The sequence below is a fragment of the Pedobacter sp. genome, from assembly GCF_965227205.1.
Lineage (GTDB): Bacteria > Bacteroidota > Bacteroidia > Sphingobacteriales > Sphingobacteriaceae > Pedobacter.
Map to the genome: position 1 here is coordinate 2,006,422 of NZ_OZ245727.1, position 20,496 is coordinate 2,026,917.

The 20,496-nt window shown below is 38.2% G+C and carries 15 protein-coding genes; 4 read left to right on the plus strand and 11 right to left on the minus strand.

All coding sequences use genetic code 11. From position 1 onward, the window contains the following. Positions 1-22: 22 nt before the first annotated feature. Positions 23-1,693, minus strand: a complete 1,671-nt coding sequence (locus ACO05K_RS08620; protein WP_421944036.1) for an alpha/beta hydrolase-fold protein — start codon at positions 1,691-1,693, stop codon at positions 23-25. Between the two features lie 155 nt (positions 1,694-1,848). Between ACO05K_RS08620 and ACO05K_RS08625 the strand changes: the two genes are divergently transcribed. Beyond that, positions 1,849-2,883, plus strand: a complete 1,035-nt coding sequence (locus tag ACO05K_RS08625) for a sensor histidine kinase (protein WP_421944037.1) — start codon at positions 1,849-1,851, stop codon at positions 2,881-2,883. Then, positions 2,880-3,593 carry a LytR/AlgR family response regulator transcription factor gene (locus ACO05K_RS08630; RefSeq protein WP_421944038.1) on the plus strand — a complete coding sequence of 238 codons (714 nt, stop codon included), beginning with the start codon at positions 2,880-2,882 and terminating at the stop codon, positions 3,591-3,593. Before ACO05K_RS08625 ends, ACO05K_RS08630 begins: the two co-directional genes overlap by 4 nt. A gap of 50 nt (positions 3,594-3,643) precedes the next feature. Here ACO05K_RS08630 and ACO05K_RS08635 read toward each other — a convergent pair whose 3' ends face one another. The 6 genes from ACO05K_RS08635 to ACO05K_RS08660 all read right to left on the minus strand — a co-directional run bounded on the left by ACO05K_RS08635 (position 3,644) and on the right by ACO05K_RS08660 (position 13,776). After that, the gene (locus tag ACO05K_RS08635) at positions 3,644-4,471 is read right to left on the minus strand and encodes a hypothetical protein (RefSeq protein ID WP_421944039.1); all 828 of its coding nucleotides are present in this window, start codon (positions 4,469-4,471) and stop codon (positions 3,644-3,646) included. A gap of 1,051 nt (positions 4,472-5,522) precedes the next feature. After that, positions 5,523-6,932 carry a TolC family protein gene (locus ACO05K_RS08640; RefSeq protein ID WP_421944040.1) on the minus strand — a complete coding sequence of 470 codons (1,410 nt, stop codon included), beginning with the start codon at positions 6,930-6,932 and terminating at the stop codon, positions 5,523-5,525. Continuing rightward, positions 6,919-10,116, minus strand: a complete 3,198-nt coding sequence (locus ACO05K_RS08645) for an efflux RND transporter permease subunit (protein WP_421944041.1) — start codon at positions 10,114-10,116, stop codon at positions 6,919-6,921. The genes ACO05K_RS08640 and ACO05K_RS08645 overlap by 14 nt, the downstream gene beginning before the upstream one ends. 213 nt (positions 10,117-10,329) lie before the next feature. Further along, on the minus strand, positions 10,330-11,526 hold the full coding sequence (locus ACO05K_RS08650; protein ID WP_421944042.1) for an efflux RND transporter periplasmic adaptor subunit: 1,197 nt from the start codon (positions 11,524-11,526) through the stop codon (positions 10,330-10,332). A 74-nt stretch (positions 11,527-11,600) separates the two neighbouring features. Then, the gene (locus ACO05K_RS08655) at positions 11,601-12,206 is read right to left on the minus strand and encodes a TetR/AcrR family transcriptional regulator (RefSeq protein ID WP_421944043.1); all 606 of its coding nucleotides are present in this window, start codon (positions 12,204-12,206) and stop codon (positions 11,601-11,603) included. A gap of 550 nt (positions 12,207-12,756) precedes the next feature. Then, on the minus strand, positions 12,757-13,776 hold the full coding sequence (locus ACO05K_RS08660; RefSeq protein WP_421942443.1) for an IS110 family transposase: 1,020 nt from the start codon (positions 13,774-13,776) through the stop codon (positions 12,757-12,759). A 545-nt stretch (positions 13,777-14,321) separates the two neighbouring features. Here ACO05K_RS08660 and ACO05K_RS08665 point away from each other — a divergent pair. After that, a complete protein-coding gene (locus tag ACO05K_RS08665; protein WP_421944044.1) occupies positions 14,322-14,756 on the plus strand; it encodes a GNAT family N-acetyltransferase in 435 nt (144 codons plus the stop codon). A 474-nt stretch (positions 14,757-15,230) separates the two neighbouring features. Here the strand turns inward: ACO05K_RS08665 and trpA are convergent, their stop codons facing one another. The 4 genes from trpA to trpD form a co-directional block, all read right to left on the minus strand. After that, positions 15,231-15,998, minus strand: coding sequence for a tryptophan synthase subunit alpha (gene trpA, locus ACO05K_RS08670; protein ID WP_421944045.1), 768 nt, complete (start codon positions 15,996-15,998; stop codon positions 15,231-15,233). A gap of 77 nt (positions 15,999-16,075) precedes the next feature. Then, positions 16,076-17,257 (minus strand): tryptophan synthase subunit beta, encoded by a 1,182-nt coding sequence (gene trpB / locus ACO05K_RS08675; protein ID WP_421944046.1) that lies wholly within the window; start codon positions 17,255-17,257, stop codon positions 16,076-16,078. Between the two features lie 238 nt (positions 17,258-17,495). Beyond that, entirely contained in the window at positions 17,496-18,143 is a 648-nt protein-coding gene (locus tag ACO05K_RS08680) for a phosphoribosylanthranilate isomerase (protein WP_421944047.1), read from the minus strand. Further along, positions 18,143-19,129, minus strand: a complete 987-nt coding sequence (gene trpD, locus ACO05K_RS08685; RefSeq protein WP_421944048.1) for an anthranilate phosphoribosyltransferase — start codon at positions 19,127-19,129, stop codon at positions 18,143-18,145. Before trpD ends, ACO05K_RS08680 begins: the two co-directional genes overlap by 1 nt. 279 nt (positions 19,130-19,408) lie before the next feature. On the opposite strand from trpD, the gene ACO05K_RS08690 reads away from it, so the two are divergent. Further along, complete coding sequence (locus ACO05K_RS08690) at positions 19,409-20,356, plus strand: ion channel (protein WP_421944049.1); 948 nt, start codon at positions 19,409-19,411, stop codon at positions 20,354-20,356. The last annotated feature ends 140 nt before the right edge of the window (positions 20,357-20,496 follow it).

The window sequence follows — 20,496 nt, forward strand, 5'->3', positions numbered from 1 at the left end:
GAACATCTCGAATAGCACAAATCTATATTGTAAAATCCAGATGATTTACCCAGAGTGCCGACCTATCGATATTGTCTAGAAACTGCTTTACTATAAAGGTCTTTTCAAATCCGACCTTACGATTATAAATTAATTTTCCGTTAAGAAACACCTTAACATTTTTGCTAATATCCACCATTTCTGGTGAAATATAAATGCTAAAAGATTTTAGAGCTGAAGTGTTGATGGTAAAGGTATTTGATTTGTAATTTGCCTGGATGGCGCCAGAAATTTTATCATATTTAAACGCTTTCAAGCATGTATCTCTTGAAATATATTCATCTTTTTTACCTGCAACAACCCATTTTTTAATCTCGAAGTTGATAGGTTTATGCCATGCTTTCGGTTTTAGGGTGGTATCCAACGCTGTTATAGAAATCCAGTCGCAATGTCCATATTTAACATCATCACATTCCCAGTTTAAAATCTGCTTATAAGGATTTCTTTTTCTGGTGATGAGATCATTGAATAATAACTGGTGTGCAGGTTCCGATTCGGCAAAAGCCGGAAACCAGTGCGGAAAATCAGTGTACCTGTGGTCCTGGTAATCTGCACCAAGTGCTTTCATTATTTTTGTAAGCGAATCGTTCGCGTCAGGTGGATAGTAATAATCCAGGTCGGTAGATACATTAAAAAAAGAACGGTTAAGCAGATTTTTCAAAAAGGTGCCCCCAGTGGCAACTTGCGGACGGGTGTTAAACCCATAAAACCCGGCGAATGGAGCGGGCTGTTTTATTGCGTATGAAAATGAGCCTGTTGCACCATTTGAGTGCCCGGTAATAAATACCTTATCATCATCAATATTAAACAGCCTTTTAATTTTTGTAAGAATTGATGGAACCATGAAAAATCCTTTATCAGGAGTCATCCAGTTGTATTCCCTATTACCCATGGGATATACCATTATGACTTTATTCTTTGCCGCATATTTTGTGTAAAAGCGATTCCAGCCAGTAGTATCCCGCTTATCGGCATAATCCGGAAATCCGGTATTCATCCGCACGGCACCATGCAAAAAGAAAAGTAATGGGTATTTGTCTTGTGGATTGTAGTTTTTTGGCAAAACCACCAAAAATGCAGTATTCAAATCTGCTGTGATCTTAAAACGAAAAGATATGAGGTCATTTTTAACTTCCGGAAAGGCGTTGAATTTTCTGATGCGTTGATAAATAGCTTCGGCTGTGCCATTTTTAAAATCAATATTTTTTAGAATGTCTTTTTCCTCCAACAAAGCCTGATAAGATAAAATAGAATCCAGTTTCACTTTGCCAGCTTTCTTCACCAATGTTTCTTTCTGAATAACTGCATCTAAAATGTTTTTCCATTCCGGAGAACTTTTGATGGGGTTAAATGCTTCTTCCTTAATCAAACCATCACTAAAAAAAACCATATTATTAATGTAATTATTGGCTACATATTTCTTTACTGCTGCCAATGCTTTTTCTTGGTTACCCGCAAGGCTCCAGGATTTGGCAGCACGGTAGGCAATCATGTTGGAACGGCTTTCAACTTTTTCAAGAAACAGGTCGTAGTTTTTTGCGGCGTCTGTAAATTTTTTCGCTGCAAAACAGGAATCTCCTAAGGCAACATAGTCCTGCGACCATCCAAAAACAGAGGTCAGGAGTAAAATGGCTGATAAAATTATTCTTCTCATTACGGTTTAATTTTTACTAAAATGGCGCTTAAGCTTATTATTTGTTGCATCCCTTTAATGCTTAATTGATGGAAAAGGGTTCTGGACTGATAAACAGGTGGTTTTCATTGACGAAGGAATTATTTTCTTCGCCTGTAGAAATATATATTTGAAGAATGAGTCGAAACCGGATTATTCTGCTGCATATTTTGATGTGGACATTGCTCGTATCAGGTAATGTACTTCGGAAGTTTTTTTCAGGTGGTGAAACTGAAATTTTCATACAAACCCTAATTATAGAGTTAGGATATGATTTAGTAGCGGCCATATGCTTTTACCTGAGTTATTTTTTGGTTGCGCCGATATTAATTATCAGGCGTAAATTCATCACTGCTTTGTTACTGGCAGCAATAATTTATATTATCGTAGTTTGCAGCAGGTATGCGTTAGAATTCTGGTTTTTAAAGCCAATAATTGGTTTTGATAATTACAGGGGAAAAAACCCAGGGTTAAGCTATTATTTAAACAACGTTTTTTACTTTTATTTTCCGAGTTATTTCCTGTATGGCCTGATGTATTTTTTCGCAGTTCGCTGGTTCGAAAACAATAAACGGCAGCAGGCGCTCCACCAGGAAAGACTTGGGGCAGAACTGGCTTTTCTGAGGGCTCAGGTAAATCCACATTTTCTGTTCAATACCATAAATGATATCTATTCGCTTAGTTACCAGTCTTCGCCTCTTGCTCCTGAAGCATTACTTAAACTCTCTGTGATACTCAGGTATATGCTTAAGGAAGGAAACCAGGAGTTTGTTCCGCTGGCTAAAGAGGTCGAATATCTTGATAATGTAATTGAACTTCAGCAAATTGCAGGTAAGGGAGCTGTTAATATCAATTTTGTAAAAGAAGGCTATATAGGTCAGCAGCCGGTAGCTTCCCTCCTTTTTATCGCTTTTTTAGAAAACGCATTTAAGCATGGTGAGCTTCATGATGAAGCAAACCCTGTGGAGGTTTCTATTCTGGCAGATAACCATTCAGTGATGTTCAGGGTAAAGAATGCAAAGAATCAAGACCTTAAAGACAGTACATCAGGAATAGGTTTAAAAAATGTAAGCAGAAGGCTGAATTTAATTTATCCTGATAGCCACGAAATAAACATAATTGATAGGCAGGATATTTTTGAAGTTGAATTATTGATTAGATTTAACGGATGAAAATAAGGTGTATAATAATTGATGATAAACCACTTGCTGTAGATCTTCTGAAAGATTACGTCAAAAAAATACCTTTTCTAGAACTTGAGGCCGCCACAACAGATGCAATTCTCGGACTGGAACTCATACGAAGCGGAAATATTGATTTGGCATTCCTGGATATTCAAATGCCTCAATTAAATGGTTTGCAACTTGTTAAGCTAGCAAATAAAAAGGTTAAAGTTATTTTCACAACGGCCTATGCAGACTATGCGCTTGACGGTTTTGAGCATGACGCGGTAGACTATCTGCTTAAGCCAATCGGATTTGAGCGGTTTTACCAGGCTGCAGAAAAAGCACTCAGGAGTTTGGGCGCAACAGATACAAGAAATCACGTTTCTGAGCCCATGCCATCAAAGGCATTTCTATTTGTTAAATCAGAACACCGAATTCATAAAATTGATTTGGCAGATATCATTTTCATTGAAAGTCTCGAAAATTATGTTTCGATAATCACCCCAAGAGAAAAGGTATTAAGTTTGCAAACGATGAAAAGAATGGAAGAACAGCTGCCATCCAAGGATTTTATCAGGGTACACCGCTCATTCATCATTTCGGTTAAACAAATTTCTCATATAGAAAAGAATAATATTTTCCTGTCGGATGGAGCGATTATTCCAATTGGGCCTGGATACCGGGATAATTTTTTCAATGTAATAAATGAGTTTTAAAAACGCTGAGTGTTTGAGAGCGTATAAGCCTCTCAATATAAAAAGATAAACTATTCTTCATCGTCTACAAGTTCCCAATCAGAGTCAGAGCTGTAGTCCTCAACAAGTGCCACTACCTTTTCCTGCTCCGGTTCGATAAATTTCACTATTGTTCCATTGCTTAAATGAAAAGCGTGACTGATTTTAGCGGCAAAATAATTTTTATGCTGGGAACGGGATTCATCCCACAAATATGAAATCCCTATTGCAATAATTAAAGCTTTTTCTCCTACATGGTTTATCGCTCGGCGAATTTTACGACTTGGAAACAGCGGGTCTTTGAGGTCGATTATTAAATCATTAAGCTTAAAAGTTTCATATTCATTTCCATCCAGGTCGAAACTAAAGAGCATAATTTCCAGCATGGCTTGCTCCGCATCTGGTATTAGGTTAATAATATCCTTTAACTCAGATTTAGGCAAGCTAAGATTCACCAATCCACCCTGTTCGATGGTACAAATGATATTTTTAAAAAATAAATTATTGAAGGCAGTCGATTTATTGAATTCAAAACCTGCAAGTAAGCCGATATTACCTTGACTCAGTTTCTTGTTGCCAAAATGTGCTGAAGGTATAGTTTTGAAAATATCGGTTAGCCGCTTATTCAGCCGGTTGTGAAAATCATCCGTACCGTAAAATTTCACGAGCGATTCGAAAGCCTTGCGGATATAGGTTGCATTCCGGCTGGCTTCGCCAAAATCCCGACCGCTTTTTATGCTGTTTTCGGAAAGTTTATAATCAACTGAATCTGCTCTGGCAACTTGTTTTTTGTTGCGTTTGTAAAAAATAAAATCACCTAGTTTCCCTGAAAATTCCATCATCCCCTTAGTTATTGCCATAAATTTTGTATTTTAGTGTAATCAAGGGAATGATTAATTAAATATAAAAATTCCGCACGATATTCCCAAAAAATTCGATTTTAAAGTCCACCTCCGCTCTACCTCAAGTCCACCTTTAGTCTACCTCAAGTCTACCCCCGCTTGCCTGTTCCATTCTAGCTTATATGACTCTTCATCGGTCCTTGTTCGAGAAAAAGAGCCTTTCTCGAAGAAATATGCAAGATGTTAAGAACATGAACCCTGAAATGAATGAAAACAGAAAGCTGTAAGGAGATTCTGAAACAAGTTCAGAATGATGGAAAGACTTTTAAGAATACAAATTGCATTATACCCCCCCCAAACCTTCCGAAGGGTCGTGATATATACTCCTTAAAACAAGGAAGAGAGTTTGTCCTCATGGTTCATTAAACTAACGCCTGGGTTTTTCTGCGCTTCGCTATCCTTTCCCTTTCAGGAGGACTTAGTGCCGATTTACCTTCGGTAAAGGTGCCCGCCGGGCAGATAGGGGTTTAAGCATTCTATGAACGATCAATAAACCACCCCGCCTTGCAGGCACCCCTCCTTAAAACAAGGAGGGGAGTTTGCCCTCATGGTTCATTAAACTATCACCTGAGTCTTCTGCGCTTCGCTTTCCTTTCCCTTTAAGGGGACTTAGTGCCGATTTACCTTCGGTAAAGGTGCCCACCGAGCGGATAGGGGTTTAAGCATTCTATGAACGATCAATAAACCACCCCGCCTTGCAAGCACACCCTCCTTAAAACAAGGAGGGGAATTTCCCCTCATGGTTCATTAAACTAACGCCTGGTTTTTTCTGAACCCTGCTACCCTTTCCCTTCAAGGGGGCTTTAGTGCCGATTTACCTTCGGCAAAGGTGCCCATCGGGCGGATAGGGGTTTATGCACCCTGCTACTAATAAACAAGGACATTTAAGAAAAACCTTAAATGTCCTTATATAACTAATATTGTAAAATTAAACTATCCCCTGGATTTTTCTGCGCTTCGCTTCCTTTCCCTTTGAGGGCAAAGGTGCCCACCGGGCGGATAGGGGTTCTTAATTCCAACCCCCACCTAAACTCCTGTACAAACCAACAACCGCATTTAACTGCTCGGTTTTAATGGTTGTAAGTTCCAGTTCGCTTTGCAATAAATTACCTTGCGCAGTAATCACCTCTAAGTAATTCGCCATGCCACTTTTAAACAACAAGCTGGCATTTCTCGAAGCTTGCTGTAAAGTCTGTGCTCTTTTCTCAGCGATGCTGTATTGGGTTTTCAACTTCTCAACTTTCGTTAATTCATCAGAAACCTCTCCTACCGCATTAATTACCGACTGGCGGAATTGAATAACTGTTTTTTCTCTGTCGATTTTGGCCAGTTCTAGATTAGATTTCAGCTGACCTCTTTGAAAGATGGGTTGCGTAATTCCACCCGAAACTAAACCGAATAAAGATGCAGGAACGCTAAACCAGTTACTGGCTTTGAATGAGTTAATACCACCACTTGCTGTAATCACTAATGATGGATACAAACTTGCTTTCGCTACGCCAACTTTGGCATTTGCAACGTTTAAAGCTAACTCAGCAGATTTAATATCAGGCCTGCGGCTAAGCAAAGCGGATGGAAAACCTGCACTTAAATCCTGAGGAATAGCCATTTTATCTAAACGACTCGAACGGTTTATCGCCTTTGGCAAAGTACCAATTAAAACGCTTAACGCATTTTCCTGAAGCACCACATTTTGCTCCAAACGAGGGATTAATTGTGCTGCATTTAACTGTTGCGCTTCTGCTTGCTGAATGGCTAAAGAAGTCACCTGACCAGCATCGAATTGTAAATTAATAATCCTCAATGTGCTATCGTTAAGTTTTAAGTTTTTCTTAGCGATTTCCAGTTGAGCATCCAGCATCAACAAACTGTAATACCCTTGCGCAACATTGGCAACCAAACGGGTTTGAACTGCTTTACGGGCTTCCTCGGTTTGTAAAAAACTGGCTAAAGCACCAGCTTTTTGATTGCGGATTTTCCCCCAGATATCGGCTTCCCAGAACACACCAAGGTTAGCGCTGTAATCTTCAATATGCGTTGAACCTGTAAATTGATTCAGGCTCAATCCATTTAAACTGTTATCAGAAGGGCGACTTGAACTGGCCGCTACCTGTAACTTCAATTCGGGTAAGTAACCCAATTTTGATTGTTTAAATAACACTTCAGCAGCATCGATATTTTTCAATGCAATTTGCATATCGTAATTCTTAACCAAAGCCGTATCGATTAAATTCTGTACGGTAAGGTCGTTGATAAAACTCTTCAAAGGCAAATCGCCTACACTTGAAGAATCTTTTGGCACTGAATTTCTAAACATTTTTGGTGCTAAACTTTGTGGTAAAGCTAAATCTTTAGAAACTGAACATCCGCTCCAGATTAAAGCAAAAAGCAGGATGCTTAAAATATTAAACCGTTTCATAAACTACATGATTTACAGGTTCTTCATTATGATGATGATGAACAACCTCATTTGATTTTCTTGAAATTTTTTCTTGTAAAGCCTGGAAGATGACAAAGAGTACCGGAATGATAAACAAACCTAAAATTACTCCCGAAACCATCCCTCCTGCTGCACCAATACTAATAGAGTGATTACCTTGTGCCGATGGACCTGTTGCCCCCATCATCGGGATTAAACCCACAATGAAAGCTAGTGATGTCATGATAATCGGACGTAACCTCGATTTTGCAGCTTCTAATGCTGATGCAACTAATGGCTGTCCGCTTCTTCTTCTCTGAACCGCAAACTCGACAATCAGAATCGCATTTTTAGCGAGTAAACCGATAAGCATAATCAGTGCAACCTGTACATAAATGTTATTCTGAATACCTGTTAAGCCAATCGCTACAAATACACCGAATATTCCAGCAGGGATTGATAAAATAACTGATAATGGCAGAATATAACTCTCATATTGTGCCGAAAGCAGGAAGTAAATAAATACCAGACACAATAAGAATATCACACTCGATTGTCCGCCTGAAGAAATCTCCTCACGGGTTTGTCCGGAGAATTCATAGCTATAACCTGATGGCAAATGTTTTTCCGCTACTTCTTCAATGGCTTTAATCGCCTGACCAGAACTAAAACCTGGTTTTGGAATCGCATTAATCGAAATCGAATTAAACAGATTGTATCTCGAAGCTGTTTCTGAACCATAAATACGACTCAATTTTACCAGCGTATTAATCGGAACCATTTCACCACGGTTGCTTTTCACAAAAACACGGTCGATTGATGAAGGGTCTGCCCTGTCTTGCACATCAGCCTGAACAACTACACGGTAGTATTTACCAAAACGGTTAAAATCTGATGCCTGTGCGCTACCGAAATAGGTCTGCATGGTTTGCAAAATATCTTTCACATTCACACCTAGCTGGTCGGCTTTTTCATCGTTAATATCCAGTTGTAATTGTGGGTAATCGGCTTTGAAACTGGTAAAGGCCACAGCAATTTCCGGGCGTTTCATCAACTCGCCAATAAATTGTTGAGAGATGCCACTGAATTTATCCAACTTACCACCGGTTTTATCTTGAAGAACCATATCCAAAGCTTCAACATTACTGAAACCTGGTACGGTAGGGAAACTGAACACAAAGAAACTACCCCCAGAAATGGCACCCAATGTACCACGAACCTGGTTCATAATTTCTTCAATGTTTTTAACCTTACCACGTTCTTCATTTGGTTTCAACAACACAAAAACCACTGCCGATGATGGACTTGTTGAATTGGTTAATAGGTTGAAACCCGATATCGCCGTCACGTCTCTTGATGCATCTAGTTTACTCAATACATTTTCGGCCTCAGTCATTACTTTTTGAGTACCTTCTAAGGATGTTCCCGATGGTGTATTTACCGCAATGGCGATAAAACCCTGGTCTTCAGTCGGGATAAATCCTGCCGGAGTAGTTTTCACCATGAAAACAGTTGCCAAAGTAATTAAAGCCAAACCGCCCATGCTTAACCATTTATGGCGCACCAAGAACTTTAAACCACCAACATAACGATTGGTAAGGGAATTAAAACTGTGGTTAAATCCATTGAAGAACCTTTGCTTAAAGTTTGGTTTAACTTCCGGTTGATCACTATGTGAGGAATGATTATCTTTCAAAAATAAAGCAGCCAATGCCGGGCTCAATGTTAAAGCATTAACAGCTGAAATTACAATCGCAATAGCCATGGTAAAGGCAAACTGGCGATAGAAAACACCTGTTGAACCTTCCATAAAACCTACAGGTAAGAATACAGCCGCCATAACCAAAGTGATGGAAATAATGGCTCCGGTAATTTCATGCATGGCTTCATGCGTAGCCGCTTTCGGACCTAAACCTTTATGTTCCATCTTAGCATGCACCGCCTCGACGACCACAATCGCATCATCCACTACAATACCAATAGCCAGAATCAAAGCGAATAAAGTCAATAAGTTAATCGAGAAACCGAATAACTGCATGAAGAAAAACGTACCTAAAATCGCTACGGGAACAGCAATCGCCGGAATTAATGTCGACCTGAAATCTTGCAAGAATAGGAACACCACGATGAAAACCAGAATAAAGGCTTCAACTAAGGTATGTTCTACCTGCTCAATTGATTGGTCTAACGCTACTTTTGTACTGTAGAAGATGTTCTTTTTTATCCCTGCCGGAAAACTCTTTTCAGATTTCTCCATCAGTTTATTAATCGCCACCTGAATATCGTTCGAGTTAGACCCCGCCAACTGAATGATACCGATAACGATTGCTTTTTTGCCGTTGATACGGGTAATACTGTTGTAAGAATAGGCACCCAATTCTACCCGGGCAACATCTTTAAGGTGTAAAATTGAACCATCTGCATTGGCACGTATAGCGATATTTTCATATTCTTCTGGTTTGGTTAATTTACCTTTGTATTTAATTACGTATTCAAAAACTTCCTTACTTTTCTCCCCAAACTTACCCGGCGCAGCTTCCAAACTTTTATCCTGAATGGCTTTCATTACTTCGGCAGGTGTAACTTTATAAGTAGTCATTTGGGTTGGATTTAACCAAACACGCATCGAATAATCTTTTACACCACCAAAAATAGCCGCCGAACCAACGCCCGGAATACGTTTAATTTCTGGAATGATGTTGATTTGCGCATAATTGGCCACAAAAGTCTGGTCGTATTTCGATTCATCATCAGTGTACATACCAATTGCCATAATGAAACTGTTCTGTTGTTTCGCAGTTGTAACCCCTTGCTGAACAACTTCGGCAGGTAACTGACTCGTAGCCTGCGCCACACGGTTCTGAACGTTAACCGCAGCCTGGTCGGCATTTGTACCCAACTTAAAGAAAATAGTAATTGCTAATGAACCATCATTACTGGCTGTAGAACTCATGTAAGTCATGTTTTCTACCCCGTTTATTGATTCTTCTAGCGATGGAGCCACCGAACGTAATACCGTTTCGGCATTCGCACCAGGATAAACCGCAGTAACCAAAACCGACGGTGGTGCAATATCAGGAAACTGTTGTAAAGGCAGTTTCGTTAAACCCAGTACACCCAATATCACCAATAAGATGGAGATTACGGTAGCCAGTACAGGTCTTTGTATAAATATCTTAAACATTATTTCTATTATTTTATTTTTTGTGCGTTAGAATCTCAGTTTTCACCATCTGAGGCATGTAAGAACATCTTAGTAAATTGCTCTAGTCTTTGAACTTTTAGTTTTTCACCACCTTAGACACCTGAGAACATCTTCGCTATTTGTTTTAAGCTTTCGTCTTTCAACTTTTGACTTTTCACTTCGGACTTCTGACTCCCGACTTCGGACTTCCGACTATTTCCTCAAACTCGCCGCCTTATCAGTAGCTTTTTCTGGTGTAATCACTTGTCCTTCTTGTAAGCGGTCTAAGCCACTTAGTACGATTTGGTCGCCAGATTTTACGCCATCTTTAACCAGGTAGTTGCTGCCACTTTTACCGATTACGGTAATGGGCATTTTGCTTACTTTATTGCCTTTGTTCAAAGCAAAAACGAAAACCTTATCCTGCATTTCTACAGTTGCACCCTGCGGAATCAAAATCGCATCGTCATGTTGCAAACCCAGACGAACTTTACCGGTATTTCCAGAGCGTAAAACGCCATTTGCATTTGGGAAACTTGCTCTCAAAGTAATGGCTCCAGTATTTTTATCAAACTGACCATCAATCATATCAATTTTGCCTTTGATTGGGTAAGTAGTATTATCCGATAAAAGCAATTCAACAGCAGGTAAATGTTTAATTCTATCCGCAGGTGATTTACCAGGATAATTTGCATTGAAACTATTGAAATCATTCTCCGCTAAAGAGAAGTAAACATGCACTTCATGAATGTCTGACAATTGCGTTAAAGCAGCCTGGTCTGTTGGCGCAACCAAACTTCCTTGTTTTTTAGGAATTCTGCCGATGTAACCACTTACTGTAGCCTTAACATTGGTATAACCTAAATTAATCTGTGCCGATGCAACACTTGCTTTTGCTTGCTCTGCATTAGCTTGAGCGATTTTATAAGCTGTTTTTGCAGTTTTTAATTGAAACTCAGAAACCACTTTATTTTGTACCAAAGGTGTTAACTTATCAACTTCTAATTGTGCGTTTAAAATAGCAGCTTCAGCAGCATGCAAACTCGCTTTAGCATTATTTAAAGCCTCACGGTACGGGTTTTCATTAATTTTGAAAAGTGTTTGTCCGGCAGTTACATAAGCACCTTCGTTAACCAAAACGCTTTGTAAGTAACCACTTACCTGCGGACGAATATCAATATCTACAGCACCTTGAATAGCCGCCGGATACTCGATATAGGTAGTTTGTGAGCTTTCGCTAATCAAACTTACAGGCAAAACTGGTGGCGGTGGTGCAGCCGCAGCCTGGTCTGGAGATGATTTACAGCTTACCAGGATAATAGAAAGTGACAGAATAATTAACAGTGATTTAACATTATTAAACTGTTTAACAGTGTTAAGTAAAATAAACAAGCGATGTATAGCATTCATATGATTATAATTTATTGTGGATTTAAATTGTATAAATAATCTAACAGTGTTAAATAGTAGATTAAAAAAAAGATTTAGCCGTTAATGGATAAAGTGATGCCTTTAATAGCGTCTTTTAAAATTTGTTGGTTAAGTTCGTCAGTAGTTCTTCCGTTTGGTCTAACCAGGTTAATCGAAATTAAACCATGAATAATCGACCAATACGTATAGTACTTCATGCAGATATCATCTTCTGAAACTGGTTTTTTCTTATACAATGTTTCAATTACATCACCCAGCATGGTGCCAACATTCTCCGCTTCAGGCATGGTGTTTTTCACGTTGCAGCAAACCATGTCTACGCCATACATCAGTTGGTAAAATTCTTTATGCGAAAATGCGAAGTTCCAATAGGCAACCCACATGGCTTCCATTTTGTCTTCTGCATTTTCCTGGCTATCGCGGGCCTCCCGAATATCCTTCGCCAAAATCAGGTAACCTCTTCTGGTTAACTCCAATAAAATCCCTTCTTTATTCGGGAAATACTCGTAAATAATTGGCGCAGTGTATTCAATCTGGTCGGCAATTTTACGCATACTCAAAGCCTGCCAACCTTCAGTTTGAACGATGTTCAAGGCTGCATCCAGAATACTGGTCCTGGTTTCTTCTTTTAAACGTAGAATTCTTTCTTTACTTCCCATGATGTGGAATAACTAGTGATAAATAATCTAACACTGTTAAGCAAATGTATAACCAATTTAGAAATCAACAATCATTCAATTGTCAAATAGATTTAGGTGTTGAAGAAAGTGCCTTTAAACACATTTTAATTAACATTTAGTCTGGAGTATTTTTGAATAATATTTTTACCACTTCTCAAATCTCCTGACAAGCAGACATTTTTTTATTTGGAAAGCAATGTCTGTAGTTCTTTTGAAACAGCAGCCCCGCCCTTTATTACAATCTTTTTAAACTTCTGTATTGCCAATTGAAAGTTTATGCATGGTATGAAACAGATTCTTCGTTCCTCAGAATGACAGTATATTAAAGGCTTCTGCAACAAAAAGTATTTCCATTTCGGTCGGGTTTAGAAAACTTGGGTAATTACTATTAACAACAAACCACATAAACTTAAGTGAAAACAAAAAAATATTGTCATCCTGAGCTTGTCGAAGGACAAATATTTTTTTTTGTTTTCTACTGTTAAAAGGTCTTCGACAGGCTCAGACTGATTGTTATGACTTTTGCAAATTAGGCTGCTATATTATAATTGCTTTTATAAGGTTGTTGTGTTTTAATTACAGCTGCTATTCTTAGCGTTATTTTATTTCTCACTGCATTAAGTATACTCATGCTATGCTTACCTTCATCCTTTTTCCTTTGGTAGTAGTTCTTGAATTCCATATTATGTTGGATAACTGATAATGCGCATAGATGTAGTAGTTTTTTAAGGTCTTTGTTTGCCATCCTATGTACCCTGGTTTTACCTTTTACACTAATCCCGCTCGAGTGCTCGAACGGAGCGACTCCTGCATAGCATGCCAATTGCTTTCCACTTGGGTTGCTGGCAAAATTCGCTGTACAACCAATCAGGTAAACCGCGGTGACATGTCCGATCCCTGGTATACCGGTCAACAGGTTATAGTTTCGTTGAAAGGCGCTGTTTTCTTTAATAATTTTGCGGATTTGTTCTTCAATATTTTTAATCGATTTTGCTATTCCATCAATAGCAGATTTAAGTGCTTTCTCAATTAGTTTCTGATGTGATTTTTCATTTACATTACCTAGCTCTTTAATTGAAACGCTAAGTCCTGTAGCCTGCTTGAGTAATTTTGTTCTGGCAGATATGAAATCTTTTAAATGCAATAACTGTGGATCTAAGGCTTCTGTGGCCTTTAATGTATCAGATTCCTTAAAGGCATACTTGCATAAACGGACACTATCTATCTTATCATTCTTTCCTCTAGCTATCCCAAAACTCCATTTAATATGGGCTGCATTACCAATATGAATTGGTACGTGTTTGTTACTGCAGAATGACCAGATTAGCCGGTGATAGATCCCTGTATTTTCAATCACCACCAGAGTGTCTGGATTAAAGGTGACCTTATGAAATTTAAGCCATTTCTCAAATGTCTTTATCCCAGAAGCTGTATTCTCAAACCGGGCGCTTTGGATAGCTTGTTTTACATGACTGATAACAGTCATTAAAGAAGCATCAAAGTAGGGCTTTGATACATCAATCCCAATAAAGAAATTTGTATTAATCATATTATTTATTCTTTAAATTTGTAGCAATTACCTAAGTTTTACCCCATCGATCCAAGTCCTTAATAATGGGTAATGCCCTAATTGTTATCTGGTCACTAAGGGAAAATCGGTAGCGGATTATATCAGTCTATAGGTATCTAACCTTGACAACGCTTAATGAGCCGCTACCGATTTAGGTAACTTGTTAAATATAAATCAATTCAATCATTTTAGACCATTGCAAATCTAAAGGACAGCGGCTTTTTCTTAAGTTAATTACATGGCCCCAACCTCCTTGAAAATTAGGAGGGCAGCTGTCCTCTCAAAGTTTTTAAAGCGCTTTGCAATTCCCCTCTCTCAGAGGGGTGCCCGCAGGGCGGGGTGTTTAATATTTTATTAATAAGTTAATTTCTTGCTAACAAGCAGTCACATTTAAATCCTCCCCCTGCCTCCCGAATAATCGGGATAGACTCCTCCAAAGGGGGATAGCATGATGGAAATAAAAATTGCAGAATTTAGAGCCTAAGAAGAATTAATAACTTATAACCAAAACTTTATATTCGCTTATGATTTATCGTGAAGCCAAAACAACCGACATCCCTCAAATTCAAATTGTTAGACATACCGTAAAAGAGAATACGTTATCCAACCCAGCATTAGTTACAGATGCAGATTGCGAAGATTTTATTACTCAACGTGGCAAAGGCTGGGTTTGTGAAATCGATGGAGAAATTGTTGGTTTCTCTATTGTTGATTTGAAAGAAAACAACATTTGGGCACTTTTCTTAAGACCAGAATTTGAAGGTAAAGGCATTGGAAAAGAACTTCATCGCTTAATGATGGATTGGTATTTCAGCAAAACAAAAGAAACAGTTTGGCTCGGTACAGCACCCAATACAAAAGCCGAAAAGTTTTACGAATTACAAGGCTGGAAAAACGCCGGAATGGTTAATAAAGGTGAAGTGAAATTTGAAATGAGTTACGCAGATTGGGTGAAGTAGCTTGTAGATTCAAATCCTCCCCCTGCCCCCTCCAAAGGGGGATAGCATGATGGAAATGAATATTGCAGAATTTAGTACTGATTATTCAATGATACCTTGCCATCCAACTAAGCCTAACCACATAATCTCCATTCTATTTCAATCCGGCCTAACATCCCGTACGTACGGGATTCAGGTTAGCTAGTCCAAGCCGAACCACTAACTTCAAAAGAAAAACGGCGTAGCCCTCATGAATACCAATAGAACAATAAATATCAATGAATAATTTTCAGCCGGGAGTTTTGTTTCTTTTGCGGTCAAAAGAAAAAAGCCCGTCCTGCTAGGACAAATAAAAAAGTCGTAGCAAATGCTACGACTAATTAAAGTTCTTTATATATATCTAAGAAGATTGCTTCGTGCCTCGCAATGACGAAATCTTAACTTTCAAACTTAGCGCACTCTGCGAAAAACTCTGCGTACTTTGCGGTTAAATAACTAAGATTTAAACTTCTCCATAAAACCACTTACACTTTCTTCAATATCTCCACTTTCAATCGCCTTAACGAAAGCAGTTCCAATGATGGCACCATTGGCATAAGAACAAGCTTTATCGAAAGTTTGCTTATCACTAATCCCAAAACCAATCATTGTCGGGTTTTTCAGGTTCATGGCTTTAATCCGACCGAAATAACTTTCTGTAGTATCACCTACTTCAAGGTTTTTACCAGTTGTTGCCGATGACGAAAGCAAATAAATAAATCCGTTGGTTAAACCATCAATTTTATGAATACGTTCTTCAGCGGTTTGAGGTGTAATTAAAAACACATTGCTTAAATTGTGCTCTTCAAAACAGCCTTTATAAAACTCCTCATATTCTACCATCGGCAAATCCGGAACGATGCAACCATCCACACCAACTTCGGCACAAGCTTTACAAAAGTTTTCTACCCCAAATTGTAAAACCGGGTTTACATAACCCATCAATAAAACAGGTATCGTTACATTTTTGCGTAAATCTTTCAACTGTTCAAAAAGCAATTTCAAGGTCATGCCCTGGTCTAAAGATTTCTTACTGCTTGCCTGTATCACCGGACCATCAGCAACCGGGTCGGAATATGGAAAACCAATTTCCAGCATATCAGCGCCTGATTTTTCTAAAGCCTCAGCAATTTGTATGGTATCGCCTAAATTTGGATAACCCGCAGTATAATAAATTGATAATATATTTTTCTTCTCTTGGAAGAGTTGTTTGATTCTGTTCATATAACCCCAACCCCTAAAGGGGCCTTAATTGTTTATAAAAAACCACGCTAAAAAGTCCCCTTTAGGGGATTTAGGGGTTATAAATTAAAATATTTTATATAGGTATCTAAATCCTTATCGCCCCTACCCGAAAGACAAACCACAACGTTTTCGCCAGCCTTGAACTCCATTTTCTCTAAATAAGCCAATGCGTGTGCGCTTTCAATTGCCGGAATAATCCCTTCTAATTGGGTAAGCAATAAACCTGCATCTAAGCTTTCTTCATCAGTAATAGAAACATATTCGCCACGACCAGTTTTAAACAAATGTGCATGTTGCGGGCCGATGCCAGGATAATCCAGCCCTGCAGAAACCGAATGCGGTTCAACAACCTGACCATCTTCCGTTTGCATTAAAATGCTTCTGCTTCCATGTAAAACACCTTCTTTACCAAGATAAGTTGTCGCAGCGGAAAACCCACTCGATACGCCTTTACCAGCCGCTTCTACTGCAATGAGTTTCACATTTTCATCATCCATAAAATGATAAAACATACCCATTGCGTTACTTCCACCGCCTACGCAAGCCAAAACATAATCGGGTTGGTCGTTGCCCGTTTGTTCTATTAATTGTTTCTTAGTTTCTTCAGAAATAATTGACTGAAAAATGGCAACCATGTCCGGATAAGGATGCGGACCAACCACAGAACCGATAATGTAATGCGTATCAACAGGATTGTTAATCCAGTCACGCATGGCTTCATTGGTGGCATCTTTTAAAGTTTTACTGCCAGAACTTGCAGGAACAACCTTTGCGCCTAACATTTTCATACGGGCAACATTTGGCGCTTGTCTTTCGATGTCGACTTCGCCCATATAAATTACGCATTCCAGATTACGCAATGCACAAACCGTAGCCGTTGCAACACCATGCTGACCAGCGCCTGTTTCGGCAATGATTCTTTTTTTACCGAGCTTTTCTGCCAGTAAAATCTGCCCGATGGTGTTGTTGATTTTATGCGCACCAGTATGGTTTAAATCTTCTCTTTTTAAGAAAATGTTAGCGCCATATCTCTCAGACAGCCTGTTAGCCAAATATAATGGCGACGGGCGACCAACATAATCTTTTAATAACTGATGAAATTCTTTCTGAAAATCGGCATCATCAATAATCTTCAAGTAGTTTTGACGCAATTCTTCTACGTTTGGATAAAGCATCTCCGGGATGTAAGCTCCACCAAAATCTCCGTAATATCCTTTTTCGTTTACTTTGTATTTCATATCTTTTTTATCAAATCCGTCAGTTGAAACCGATGGTAATGAATTATAAAATCTTTTATTCTTTTTTGTCACATTGAGCTTGTCGAAATGCCTTAATGTTCTTCGACAAGCTCAGAATGACAAACTGTTTATTTTGTATTCCTTTCAAAATAGCAAAGTATAGTTTTGTCATTCTAAGGAACGAAGAATCTGTTAAATATTAGCAGCAGTTTTTAATCGCTTGCAGATACTTCGTGCCTCAGTATGACAGTGTAGTTTTCATTTTCACTACAAACGCCTTAATCCGTTCTACATCCTTAACTCCAGGTTCAGTTTCAAATCTGCTGTTTATATCCAAAGCGTATAATCGCTCATCTTTTATTATTGAAATGGCTTCTGCATGTTCCAAATCAATTCCGCCACTTAAAAAGTAAGGTTTATCTAACTTATAACTATCTAAAATCTTCCAATCAAAAGTTTTACCCGAACCACCATGCGCTTTCGTTTTGGTATCGAATAAAAAGTAATCAGCCACAGCTTTATACTCCTCTAGAACAGCAAAATTAAAATCTTCATCAACACCAAAAGCTTTAATTACCTCCAAACTCTGAAAAGTAGACTTCAATTCACTGCAATATTCAGGAGATTCCCTACCATGTAACTGAACAGCTTTTAACTGATAAAGATTTACTTTTTTCTTCACAACATCCAAATCCTCATCTACAAAAACCCCAACAGTTTTAATTTCTGATGGAATGTATTTTATCAATTCAGCAGAAACATCACTAATAAACCTTGGCGATTGTTCGTAAAAAATGAAGCCCAGATAATCTGGTTGTAGCGCTGCAACCGCTGCAATATTCGCTGCGAATTTCATTCCGCATACTTTCAGTTTCAACTTGCTCATCAGGCTACTAATTTTTTAAAGCTCTCCAAAGCTTTTTTACTTACTAAAGATTCCTCAGCTTCGTAAAAACAATCTGCGAAACTTGCAGTTGGCTTGATGGTTTTAATTGCCAAAGCAGAATTACAAAGCACAACATTATTTTGCACATCAGTGGCTTCGCCATTTAGTACATCCATAAATATTTTGGCTGATGATTCAACAGTATCACCACCTTTAATATCATTTACCGAAACCTTTTCAAAACCCATATCATTCAATGTCAAAATACTCTCGCCCTTGTTATTAAAAGTTTTCACATCGCAGGTAAGCGATATTTCATCATAACCTTCCAAAGCATGAACAATGGTATAATTTTTAGTCGTATCCTGATATAAATAATTGTACAAACGAGCCAATTCCAAACTAAAAACACCAACCATTTGATATTTAGGCTGCGATGGATTAACCATCGGGCCCAGCATATTAAAAAAAGTTTTAATACCTAAATCTTTACGAATTGGTGCAACAATTTTCATGGCCGGATTGAACAATGGTGCATGTAAAAAACAAATTCCTGCAGTATCTAAATTGCTTTTTAAAGTATCTTCGTTGTTCGTAAAGGAATAACCTAAATACTCCATCACATTTGAAGAACCGCATCCTGAAGAAACACCATAATTGCCATGTTTAGCCACTTTATAACCAGCACCTGCAACTATGAAAGAAGACAGTGTAGAAATGTTAAAGGTGTCTTTTCCATCTCCCCCAGTACCACATAGGTCTATTAATTCAAAGTCAGAAAAATCAGTTTTAACACCTAAATCTAACATTGCATCTCTAAAACCCTGCAACTCTTGCACAGTAATATTCCGCATGGCGTAAGCGGTAATAAAAGCCGCAATTTGAGAAGAATTGAATTCACCTTGTGATATAGAAATCAAGATATTCTTTGCCTCTTCCCTACTAAAGCTCTTGTTTTCAAATAAATGGTTTAATATCTTTTTCATGTTGATGTTTTCCTCTTTCGTCATTCTGAACTTGTTTCAGAATCTCTTTTAGCACATGCTGAAATGAATTCAGCATGACGAATGCCCATAAAAAAAAGGATTGCTTTTAGGGCAATCCTTTTCATCGTTTATAAAATATTTTAAAATATATAACAACAGAATTTGCCTAACGAATTTCGTTATGCCACCACCAATTGTTATTTAAATTTTTAATTATCATGTTTGTATAGAACAAATATTGATATACTTTTTTATAATTCCAAAATCTTTCTAAAATATATGGCTTTTTTCAAGAGAAAAGTTCAGTTTAATGATGATTTAGGTTTCGGCTCAGTTCCCGTTATCAAAAATCAACGCGTATTAAATACCGATGGCACACCAAATATTGAACGTACAGGCCTACCCTGGTTTAAGTTTGATGATACCTATACTCGCCTGGTTACCATGAGTTGGACCAGATTTTTCATGGTAATTTTAACTGCATACCTCATCGTAAACACCATTTTTGCTGTTGCCTATAATATTATTGGTATCGAAAACCTGAATGGCGCTAACGGCACAACCCTTCGCGACCAATTTTTTGATGCCTTCTTTTTTTCTGCACAAACCATATCAACTGTTGGTTATGGCCATATTTCACCGCAAGGTTTTATAACGAGCGTATTAGCTGCCTTTGAAAGTATGTTGGGTTTATTGGCTTTCGCTTTGGCTACAGGTTTGCTTTATGGCCGTTTCAGTAGACCAACATCTAAAGTTTCGTTTAGCAAGAAGATGGTTGTTGCTCCATATCAAAACCATACAGGTTTAATGTGTCGGTTGGTTAATTTGCGTAAAAATTCGCTAATCGATGTAGAAGCACAAATGTATATGACCTTTAACGAAACCGTTGATGGCAAATTAAAGCGAAGTTTTTATCCCCTGGAATTGGAGCGAAGTAAAATTAGTATGCTTTCTTTAAACTGGACATTGGTTCATCCGATTAATGAAGATAGTCCGATTTTTGAAAAAAGCCTTGCAGAGTTGACTCTGGCGGAAGTAGAAATTTTTGTAATCTTAACGGCTTTTGATGATACTTTTGCACAAACTATTCATACCCGCACAAGCTATCAGGATGAAGATATTGAGTGGAATGCAAAGTTCAAAATTATGCATTACCATAATGAACAAGGCAAGATGGTGATGGATTATAGCTTATTTGACAAGACAGATAATGTAGGTAAGAATTAGTGTCTGGAAAGAGAATGCTTTGGTTTTTAATTAAGCTTTCACTATTCAATTTTAATTTAATAATCAAAACCTGTGGATTAATTTTTACAGAAATATCAGTGAGAGACATATTAGAGCGGTCGTCATTGCGAGGTACGAAG